General features: G+C 50.9%; 6 protein-coding genes. 1 reads left to right on the top strand and 5 read right to left on the bottom strand.

The window, feature by feature from the left end; genetic code table 11:
• Positions 1–1,278: a DUF1552 domain-containing protein gene (locus Enr17x_RS20525; protein WP_232100795.1), complete on the top strand. Its 1,278-nt coding sequence runs from the start codon at positions 1–3 to the stop codon at positions 1,276–1,278.
• 44 nt (positions 1,279–1,322) lie between these two features.
• Here the strand turns inward: Enr17x_RS20525 and Enr17x_RS20520 are convergent, their stop codons facing one another.
• From Enr17x_RS20520 to Enr17x_RS20500, 5 genes are all read right to left on the bottom strand, one after another.
• A complete protein-coding gene (locus tag Enr17x_RS20520; protein ID WP_145311573.1) occupies positions 1,323–2,225 on the bottom strand; it encodes a transglutaminase family protein in 903 nt (300 codons plus the stop codon).
• Positions 2,222–4,759 (bottom strand): circularly permuted type 2 ATP-grasp protein, encoded by a 2,538-nt coding sequence (locus Enr17x_RS20515; RefSeq protein WP_232100794.1) that lies wholly within the window; start codon positions 4,757–4,759, stop codon positions 2,222–2,224. The genes Enr17x_RS20520 and Enr17x_RS20515 overlap by 4 nt, the downstream gene beginning before the upstream one ends.
• A gap of 137 nt (positions 4,760–4,896) precedes the next feature.
• The gene (locus Enr17x_RS20510; protein ID WP_145311571.1) at positions 4,897–8,262 is read right to left on the bottom strand and encodes a transglutaminase family protein; all 3,366 of its coding nucleotides are present in this window, start codon (positions 8,260–8,262) and stop codon (positions 4,897–4,899) included.
• A gap of 57 nt (positions 8,263–8,319) precedes the next feature.
• Positions 8,320–9,321, bottom strand: a complete 1,002-nt coding sequence (locus Enr17x_RS20505) for an alpha-E domain-containing protein (protein WP_145311570.1) — start codon at positions 9,319–9,321, stop codon at positions 8,320–8,322.
• Positions 9,314–10,804: a circularly permuted type 2 ATP-grasp protein gene (locus Enr17x_RS20500; RefSeq protein WP_145311569.1), complete on the bottom strand. Its 1,491-nt coding sequence runs from the start codon at positions 10,802–10,804 to the stop codon at positions 9,314–9,316. The genes Enr17x_RS20505 and Enr17x_RS20500 overlap by 8 nt, the downstream gene beginning before the upstream one ends.
• Positions 10,805–10,964: the final 160 nt, after the last annotated feature.

Here is a 10,964-nt window from a genome sequence, read left to right as displayed (position 1 = left end):
ATGTCCCGACGCCGCTTCCTGCGTGGCGCAGGTGTTTCGTTGGCACTTCCATTGATGGAGTGTCTGACGCAACAGAGTGACGCCGCTCCAACGGGGAAGTCACAACCCGGACGCATGCTGTTGATCTCGAATAACCTGGGAGTATTACCGAAGCCATTCTTCCCAAAGACAACGGGTGCCAATTACCAACTCTCGCCCTACCTGCAGGAGCTTAAGGACTATGCTCAGGATTTTACGGTCTTCAGCGGCTTGTCTCATCCGGCCTGCGAAGGAGGACACTCGACCGAAAACTGTTTCCTCACAGGTGCCAAACATCCTACAAGTAGCGGCTTTCGAAATACTGTTTCACTCGACCAGTATGCCGCAGAGCATCTGGGGCGACAAACCCGTTTCAGTACACTGAATCTTGGAGTGAATATTGATAAAGCCAACCGCAGCCTGTCATGGACCAGGGACGGCGTTCTGTTACCGGCTGAAGACAGCCCGTCGCGTCTCTTTCAAAAAATGTTTCTTCAGGGGAGTGACGCGAAAATTAAACAGCGTCTGCATCAGCTCCAGCGGCGTGGCAGTATTCTGGATGCCGTATCGGAATCGACGCAAAATTTCAGTAAGCATCTGGGACACAACGATCGGGCACGACTCGATCAGTATTTTACATCCATTCGCGAGCTGGAACAGAGACTGGTTGCCGCGGGCGAGTGGGAGCAAAGTCCCAAGCCGAAAACCGATCAGGAACCGCCTCAAGACATCGTGGACCGGGCGTTACTGTTCGAAAAATTCGAGCAGATGCTAACAATGGCAACGCTGGCACTGCAGTCGGATTCCACACGCATTGTTACATTAATGGTTGATGCGTTTGCAACGCCTGTCTTTCAGTTGAAGGGGGATGAGAAAAGTTCTACCGCTTACCACCCGCTCAGCCATCACGGCATGCGTGCGGATCATCTGGCCCAACTCGAAAAAGCGGATCGGCGTCAGATGAAACTGTTAAAACAATTTCTGAAAACATTAGCGAGTGTGCAAGGCGAAACCGGTCGGCTGCTGGACAGTACGATGGTCTTGTATGGCAGCAATATGGGGGATGCTAATACACATGATAACACAAATCTGCCGATTCTATTGGCCGGCGGTGGCTTTCGGCATGGTCAGCATCTGTCTTTCAATCGCGATAACAACGCCCCCCTGTGCAATTTGTATGTGAGCATGTTGCATCAGCTTGGTATCGAGACCGATCAGTTTGGATCAGGTCAAACGACACTGACAGGGCTTAAATCCTGATGTCACTCTGGGTTGCCTGTACTTCCGGTGGTGCTCAAACAGAATCAATTCTGTTTCTGAGTCGAAGAAACTTCTTCCGGAGCGACATCGACTGAAACGTTCATGCGATGTTCGCCACCCCCGACAATCGTTCCCTGGATTGGACAGACATCATAATAATCTCGCCCCCAGGCGACGGTAACATGGTCGGTTGAGGCGGGTACATTATTCGTCGGGTCGAGATCAATCCAGCCTGCTTTTTCACCACAGTATACCGAGAGCCACGCGTGTGACGCATCGGCTCCTACAAGACGCGGTTTGCCCGGCGGCGGTTCTGTTCTTAAATAGCCACTCACATAACGAGCTGCCAGACCCAGTGAACGCAGGCAACCAATCTGGAAATGGGCAAAGTCCTGGCAGACACCATGACGCTGTTCAAAAACTTCATTGATTTCGGTATGCACGGTGGTCGCACGCGGATCATATTTGAAGTCTTGATAAATGCGAGCGGTGAGATCAGTCACTGCCGCTAGGATCGGGCGATCCTTCACGAATGAAACCTTCACATAATCCAGTAGGCCGGGGAATAGTTTTACGCCCGCAGAATTGAAAACGAACTGATACGCGTCGAGTGTTTCCGGAGATCGGTCTTTTTCCAGTTGAGTGACGATCGACTCCCACGGGGGTGTTTCATTTTCTGGTACTTTGGGAATGGGGGAAACCACAACATGGCTCGTCGCCGTCACGGTCAGCCCCAAGTGGGGTTGATCGATCGAAAAATAAGAGACATCGTTGCCGAAATAATCTTTGCGATTTGTAATACTGAAAGGGTCCGGGTGAATCAGCAGCTTAAACTCATGGCACTTCTGATGCGGCAATTCACGCGGGGCCAGATGTACCAGGTTATGGCAGACCGGCACCGCTTGAGAGTAGGCATACTTTGTGGTGTGTGTGATTTTATATTTCATTGCGGGCTGATGTCTGAGAGTTGGTGAGAAGGAACAGCATGCACGAGATACCGGTGTGAAATCGCTTCTGAAAGCTTCGGTAGCTGAAACTCCCAGGTTTCAATCAGACGTTCGAGTGGTTCATAATCTCCCAGACTATGTGCTTCCGCTGCCTCCTGGATATCTAACATTCGAACTGAATGCAGCAACGTCATGGCCAGTCTTTGTTCAGCCGTATAACCCGGTTGTTCATGATTGCGTGGCAGCCGTTCCACATGTTTGGAAAGCTGCATGAACTGGAACACCAGAGAACGCGGGTTGGTTTCATCAGTTAATAAAAGATCGAGGACCGCCGCTAATTGCAGATTGGCCAGATAGCGAGAGCGGTAGGTCATCAAGCTGTCAGCGACTTCCAGAACGGTTTCGAAAACTGGTCCCTGTGCTTCGGGCATCGGGATAAAGCAGTTTTTGACGAGGCTGATAATCTGGAATGAACGCTCTACCCGGCGACCCAGTTCGAGAAATCGAAAGGCCTGGGTCCGTGTCATGCTTTCCATGACGATACCGCTAAACGCGGACAATTCGGTAATCAGGTCATCGGTTTTTGTCAAAACATCTGCCAGATTGGTGACGCCGAATCGTTCGGGAAGAAAGCCTTTGTCGATGCGGCGGATGATCCGCCAGGTATCAAGGGAAATCCGGTCTCGTACGATTGAACCCAATCGGAAAAGTTCACCAATCACAGAACGCAGCGACGCGGATTGCGTTTTGTCGAATACGGATGTCGGCAAGACATGCTCTATGGGCGGCATCTGGTTGCGCATTTTATCGATGGCATAACCTGGCTCGATCTGGCCTTGATCGGCCAGACACCGCAGTAATACTGGCAACTCAACATCGCTCGTAGAGCGGGTTTCGCCACTCATTCGGTTGACTGCAGCACGCAATAACCGGGCCAGTGCTTCAGCACGTTCCAGCTGACGTCCTAGCCAAAAAATATTATCCGCAGCACGACTGGGAAGTTCGGAGCCGCTTCGACGTAATTTGATCGTGCGCCCCTGTTCTTTCAGCAGTGTCACATGTTCGACGGGACTGTTTGATAATACCCAGGCGTCTTTACTGCCTTCTCCTTTGCGAATTGAGACTTCCAGTGGATCAAGTGCAGAAGATGTTCTTGCCAGTGCGCCTCGCATGACCGTATAGGAGTCGCCGCTGGCAACCGCATAGGCACGCAGCGCCAGGTGTGCAGGCTGAATTTTTCCGCGCCAGACCGGCACGCTGGATCGCATCACTTTTTCCTGTGCAGCGTATTGTTTGGGATTGGCCTTGATCAATTCCGTCAGTTTTTTCGGTGACATCGCATTCAATGATTCAAGTGAAGGAGTGTCTTTGCCACGAATACGAAATGCAGGTTGAATTATCAGTTTCTCAAGATTTTTGAGTACATAACTCAACTGATCCGGCAGACCGCACCACCACGAGGCCACGCCAGGCATCAGTAATTCTTTTTTCAAAAGTGATTGTGATAAGCGTGGCATAAAGGCCATGAATGCTGCAGATTCAAGTAAGCCGCTTCCCAATGCGTTCGCGATTCCCACTTGTCCCGATCGGGCTGCCTGGGTGAGTCCGGCGACTCCCAGGTTGGAAGACGCGTCCAGTTCCAGCGCGTCGCAATCACTGCTGTTTTGTCGTCTGAAGATGACGTCTACCGGAATCAGACCACCGAGGGTTTTGAGCATCACTTGTTTTTTGCGGACAGCGAGGTCTCCACCTTCAACGAGTGTGTAACCCAGATAGCGTGCCAGATAAGCATCTTCAAAGTAATTTGGACTCGTTGGACCGTGACTCAGCAGCACGACCCGCGGGTTTTCCTGTCTCTGGGGCGCCAGGCTACGTAGAGTTTCCTGCGCTGCGATAAAAAATGGCGCCAGTCGTTCAACATGATATTGTTGAAATAGATCCGGAAACATACGCGAAGTCAAAATGCGATTTTCTAAAGCGAAGCCGATTCCGGATGCTGCTTCCGTTCGATCCGCCAGAACCCACCATTCCCCGTTAGGAGAACGTGCCAGATCTGCTGCATAAAAATGGAGAAAGCGATCGTCTGGCAGTTCTTCTCGCTGATAGGCACGCAGAAATCCGGGATGAGAGAAAACTAATTCCGGCGGTAAGATCCCCTCCTTCAATAAGGTTTGTTTCCCATACAGGTCTTTCAGAACCAGATTCAGTAACCGGGCACGTTGTTCAATCGCCGTTGAAACGGAATTCCACTCTTCAGTTGAGATCAAAAAGGGGATCGCATCCAGTTCCCACGGGCGTGGTTTATCTTCCGGAGTGACATAGCCACTATAGGCAAAATCATTGGCTTGCACTGTGTTTTGTGCCTGCTGCCAGCGATGTTCGAATTCTTCCCGGCCGATTTGCACGACGGCGTCTAGAAATAACTTCGAATGGGGACGCGGCTGAGTGGCATCCATCATGAATTCATCAAAGACACCTCCGGGAGGAGAGTAGCCTTGAAAGATATTATTCACGGATAGCGGAGGTGTCGACACGTTCACTCTTGTTCCTAAAGAAAAGTATGTAAATCAACCGACGGATTTACCACATCTGGTTTGATGAGTAAAGCAGTGCAGGTAGAAAATAAGGCAACCCGGAGGCTGTTATCGCTGAAGACCGGATTGCCGTTATTTTATACGATGCCTCGGTTCCGGCGAAGGTCAAGTGTCATCGGAAACAGAGGGTTTTTCTCATCTGCAGGGATTGATTTCGTGCCTCCCGTGTGTCCCATCTTGAAAAAGCGGGCTGCACGGCGACCTTCTGCTTCATAAGCGTTCACAGGAAATGTTCCGGGATTGAGTCCGCCCGGATGGCCGACATGGTAAGTACAGCCTCCGACTGAGCGGTTCACCCAGGTGTCCAGTATATCAAAGACCAGTGGTTCGTCGACCGGAATAGTAGGGTGCAGACAACTGGGGGGCTGCCAGGCACGATACCGCACCCCGGCGACAAATTCCCCTTCTGTGCCTGTGGAATGCAGCGGGATTTTTCGACCGTTACATAACAGGATATGACGTCCGTTCGACATCCCGCGCACTTTTACCTGTAAACGTTGAACCGAAGAATCAACAAAGCGTGCCGTCGCACCTCCTGCGGGTTCTTCTCCCAAGACGTACCAGGGTTCGATGGCAGTTCTCAGTTCCACATGAATCCCGCGATTTTGGACTTCTCCAATGAACGGAAATCGAAATTCATAGTGAGGTTCAAACCAGTTGGCTTCCAGTGGAAAACCTTCCTCAAACAATTCTTCGATGACGTCTTCAAAATCCTGGTGGATAAAGTGCGGCAATAACCAGCGATCATGAATCGAAGTATTCCAATCGACCAGATCCGGTGTATACGGTTTTTTCCAGAAGCGGGCGACCAGTGCGCGAAGCAGCAGTTGCTGCGTCAAACTCATCTGCCAGTGCGGTGGCATCTCGAATCCGCGAAATTCCACCAGCCCCAATCGGCCCGTAGCACTGTCCGGAGAATACAGCTTATCAATACAGAATTCTGCACGGTGCGTATTGCCCGTCAGGTCAACCAGCAGATGCCGGAATACACGATCCACCAGCCAGGGGGGGCATTCGCCATTTTCAGGAATCTGTTCAAACGCAATCTGCAACTCGTATGTCGCATCGCGTCGGCCTTCATCAACGCGTGGCGCCTGACTGGTCGGTCCAATAAACCGTCCAGAAAAGAAATACGAGAGTGAAGGGTGGTTATGCCAGTAGGCAATCAGACTTCGCAGCAGGTCCGGGCGTCGTAAGAAAGGACTGTCGGTCGGTGTGTGAGAGCCCAACACAATATGATTTCCACCACCGGTGCCCGTGTGGGTGCCGTCCAGATCAAATTGTTCGGTTCCCAGACGCGTATGTCGTGCGTCTTCGTAGACCCCGGCTGTGATTTCAACCAGTTCCTGCCAGTTATGAGCCGGTTGCACGTTGACTTCAATCACACCCGGATCGGGGGTGACTTTGATGTGTTTGAGTCGGTAATCGGTCGGCGGAAGGTAGCCTTCCAGAATGACGGGAATATCCAGTTCTTCTGCGGTTAACTCGATCTCTGTGACCAGTTCGAGATAACTTTCGAGTCGATCTACAGGAGGCATGAAAATATGCAGGTTGCCTTCTCGCGGTTCAAAGCAGATTGCGGTGCGAATGATCCCGGAATCATCGGAGGGAGGCTCTGTTTCAGTTTGCTCTTCCTCAAGCGGTTTCTCAAGAACAGCCCCAGAGCCGACTCGCTGGAGAACCTGATGTTGCACACGACCGTTTGTCTTTTGTGCGGGACGTTGAAAGGCGGTGTGCTGACGTAATCTCTCATAATCCGGCAGCGCTTCCGTTTCTTCAAAGGGAACTACCGGCACGGGAGAATAGTCATTGGAAGTGGGAGCGGGGAGAGAATCCAGTGGCAGTCGAAGTCCCATGGGAGAGTCACCGGGAATCAAAAACAGATTCTCAGATCGAACCGGCCAATGGCCCGTTTTCCACCGCGGCTTGGCATTCCACCATTGATGCATTAACGGAAGCAGAGAACCGACGGGGGCATCCAGTCCCTGCTCAAAGACACGTGCCAGGCGAATTCGTTCTTCTTCGTCTTCAAGATCAGAATTCAAAACGTCGGCATTCACGGCCAGGCGTCGTTCTTTCCATAAATAGTACATCGCATCTTCGTAAGCGAGTGTCGCATTTTCAGGATTGAGGCTCAGTCGCTTCGCAAACTGTTTTGCAAAAAGTTGCGCATGTTTGATCTTGATACCATTGTCCTGGTCTGGGTCGGCCAGCAGTCGCACATTTTTCCAGATTGGTTGCCCGTCTGTTCTCCACATGCATGTCATGGCCCAACGCGGCAATGATTCACCGGGATACCATTTTCCCTGTCCATAATGAATCAGGCCGTCCGGAGCAAACCGTTGTCGCAGGAGTTCAATCAGATTTCCCGATAGACGTCGTTTGGTCGGACCAACGGCGGCGGTTTTCCACTCATCGCCTTCCATGTCATCGATGGAAACGAACGTCGGTTCTCCCCCCATTGTTAAACGGACATCATTGTTTTCTAACTGCTCATCCACCAGATGACCAACCGATTCAATCCGCTGCCACTCTTCTTCTGTATAGGGTTTCGTAATCCGGGCGTCTTCATGAACCCGGGTCACTGACATTTCATGTCGGAATTCGACTTCGCATTCCCCGACACTTCCGCTGATGGGGGCCGCATTAGAGGGTTCTGGGGTACAGGCCAGGGGGATATGTCCTTCACCAGCAAGTAAACCGGATGTCGGGTCGAGGCCGATCCAGCCGGCACCAGGAAGAAACACTTCAGTCCAGGCGTGTAAATCGGTAAAGTCTTCCGCGGCACCTGAGGGGCCATCGAGTGACTCGACGTCGGGTTTGAGCTGAATCAGGTATCCGGAAACGAATCGGGAAGCGAGTCCCAGATGTCGCAAGAGTTGTACCAGCAGCCAGGCACTGTCGCGGCACGAACCGCTGGCCAGTTTTAATGTTTCTTCTGGTGACTGGACTCCGTGTTCCATGCGAATCACATAGCGGATCATTTCCTGTAAACGTTGATTCAGACCAACCAGAAAATCAATGGTTTTGATCTCGGAGCGGTCGATTGAATCGATCAGGGCTTTGAACTCCGGGCCTGGTTCGATCTTGGCCAGAAATGGCTGTAAGTCTTTCGCCAGATTCGGTTCGTATTGAAACGGATATTCCATCGCTTCCGGCTCGAGGAAGAAGTCAAATGGATTGACCACGGTCATTTCCGCGACGAGATCAATTTCCACTTGCAGATGGCGTGTTTTTTCGGGAAATATCAGCCGGGCCAGATGGTTGCTGTGCGGGTCCTGCAGCCAATTGACAAAATGCTCTTCCGGAGTGACACGCAGCGAATAGCTGCAGATTGGTGTGCGACAGTGTGGCGCAGGACGCAGGCGGACGACTTGTGGAGCCAGTTCCACGCTACGGTCATACTGATAAATTGATTTATGATTTAAGGCAATGCGGATCATGTTGTATCATCATTCAGATTAAAAAAATAAAATGTGTCGCCGATGGTATTGAATCCATTAACTTGTCTGGGTCTGGCTGGCAGTCTGACGAGTTTGTGTCTGGGTCTGAGGAGACTGCTTTGATGTGAAAAAGTCATCTTGAATGGCTTCCCCAACGAGATTCAACTGCTTCTGAAAACCGTCGATATATTGGTGTAGCCCTTGCTGGATGATATTTTCGACGCTGGTGTAATCCATATTCGAGCATAATAGCCCGATGCGTTGTTCGGTCAGATTGCTAAACGTCCCTGCCGTACTTCCCGTGATACTTCTTAATGACTGCTGTGCTTTTGCCAGGCAAAAGTGCATCGACCGGGGAAATCGACTGTCGAGGATTAAGAAGTCGGCGACGTGGTCAGGCAGAATCTTACCATATTGGCGTCGGTACATGGCCAGGGCACTGGCTGATTGCAATAGTGCTGACCAGCGGACAACATCAAGTGCGGAACCCACATCGTGTGCGTCAGGGAGTAAAATGTAGTATTGTACGTCGACGATACGCGATGTTTTATCGGCTCGTTCGATCATTCGTCCAACGCGTGAAAAATGCCACGCTTCACCATGAGACATGGTGGCGTCAGTTGCACCAACCAGCATATGACTAGCCAGTCGCACACGTTCACAAAATTCTTGTGGTTGGTCCAGTGTCGCATCGAGACTGGCTGCTGAGCGGACCATGAAAAAGAATTGATTCAACTGTTCCCAGACCACCGAAGGAATAATTTCACGGATGGTGCGGGCATTTTCTCGTGCAAATGAGGCGCAGGAAAGAATGGAATTCGGATTTTTTTCGTCAAACAAAAGGAATTTTAAGACATTCTCGCGGGTGAAAGACTCATATCGTTCTTCATAGATGGCTTGATCACCGGTTGTAAAGATCAATGGTGCCCACTGATTGCCGAGTGTGTCAGTCTCTCCCAGCGTCAGATTATAGTTGACGTCGATAAAGCGTGCGACGTTCTCGGCGCGCTCAACGTAGCGACTCAACCAGTAAACAGAACTCGCGACTCGACTAAGCATTCTTATCCTCCCAGGCTGCTCGTGAAATGTGCGGCTCAGGGATCGAGTTACCGTTTCGCAGGATCCACGTATCTTTACTGCCACCGCCTTGCGATGAGTTGACAACCATGGACCCCTCTTTTAAAGCAACTCGTGTCAGTCCGCCCGGCATCACATAAATGTCTTTTCCACAGAGGACGAACGGACGCAGATCAACATGTCGTGGCTTGAGTTCATCTTCAACCAGTGTGGGGACCGTCGAGAGGTTCAGCATCGGCTGGGCAATCCACTCTCGCGGATTCGCGCGGATCGCATCGGCACACTTATCCCGTTCTGCTTGAGAGGACTGAGGGCCCATTAAAATTCCATAACCCCCCGATTCATTCGTTGGTTTTACAACGAGCTTGTCCAGATTTCCAAGCACATGATTCCGTTGCTTTTCATCAGAACACAGATGGGTCGGAACGTTGGGCAGAATGATTTCTTCGCCGAGGTAATATTTGATGATGTCTGGTACATAGGCGTAAACTGCTTTATCATCAGCGACTCCCGTACCAGGGGCATTCGCTAAAGTTACACGTCCTGCCCGGCATACATCCATTAAATGATCCACGCCCAAAGCAGAATCGGGGCGAAAACATTTGGGGTCAATAAAGTCGTCATCGATCCGACGATAGATGACATCGACGCGTCGCAAGCCCCGTGTGGTTTTCATATGGACGTAGCCGTTTTCGACGACCAGGTCAGAACCTTGAACCAGTTCAACCCCCATTTGCTGAGCAAGAAACGTGTGCTCAAAATAAGCCGAATTGTAGATGCCTGGTGTGAGCACGACCGCGGTCGGATCAGTCACTCCTTCCGGTGCGCAGTCCAGTAGTGTTTTCAGGAGTTGTTCAGGATAATCTTCGATCGGTGCGACAGACATGCCTTGAAAGACGTGTGAAAATGTTCGTTTCATCAACTCGCGATTTTCAAGGACGTATGAGACGCCAGAAGGACAACGCAGGTTATCTTCCAGAACGTAGATCTGGCCATCACGATCGCGGATCAGGTCCACTCCGGTGATATGGCACCAGACTCCCTGCGGGGGGTGATATCCTTTGCATTGAGAACGCAATGTTTTGGAAGAAAGGATCAGTTCTTCCGGGATTTTGCCATCTTTTATTATTTTGCAGTCATTGTAGAGATCATCAACAAACAGGTTCAGAGCGTGAATTCGCTGGCGCAGTCCGCTTTCGACCATTTTCCATTCATGTGCGTCAATGATCCGCGGCAAGAGGTCGAAGGGCCAGACTTTTTCGGTTCCCGCCTCATGGCCGTAAACATTGAAGGTGATTCCCATGTTTTGCAGGCTGAGGTCGGCTGTTTTTTGCCGTTGCTGCAAACTACCCTCGGAGAGCGTTTGCAGTCGCTCGACAAACTTTTCCCCACTTGGTCTTGGATGACCGTCGGGGGCGAACATCTCATCAAAACTTTCGCCAGACTGATAGGGGGCTAGCCTCATTTAATTTGATTCCTCAACGAGCGTTTTGGGCGGAATTACTGCAATTGTACTATATGAAATAGAATTAAAGCAGATTGCGTGCCGTTGCTGGTTCTTCTTCGCTGTTTACAAGAATCAGTGACGAATTCTCTTGATTTAGCGAATTTCTCAAGGTCCCTTC

The sequence above is a fragment of the Gimesia fumaroli genome (assembly GCF_007754425.1).
GTDB classification, from domain to species: Bacteria; Planctomycetota; Planctomycetia; order Planctomycetales; family Planctomycetaceae; genus Gimesia; species Gimesia fumaroli.
The sequence above is the reverse complement of the archived record's forward strand: the minus strand, read 5'-3'. Positions and strand labels throughout refer to the sequence as shown.

Coding starts and splice junctions, on each gene's coding strand:
- Enr17x_RS20510 (WP_145311571.1), bottom strand. CDS start 8,262: ATGATCCGCATTGCCTTAAATCATAAATCAATTTATCAGTATGACCGT.
- Enr17x_RS20525 (WP_232100795.1), top strand. CDS start 1: ATGTCCCGACGCCGCTTCCTGCGTGGCGCAGGTGTTTCGTTGGCACTT.
- Enr17x_RS20500 (WP_145311569.1), bottom strand. CDS start 10,804: ATGAGGCTAGCCCCCTATCAGTCTGGCGAAAGTTTTGATGAGATGTTC.
- Enr17x_RS20520 (WP_145311573.1), bottom strand. CDS start 2,225: ATGAAATATAAAATCACACACACCACAAAGTATGCCTACTCTCAAGCG.
- Enr17x_RS20505 (WP_145311570.1), bottom strand. CDS start 9,321: ATGCTTAGTCGAGTCGCGAGTTCTGTTTACTGGTTGAGTCGCTACGTT.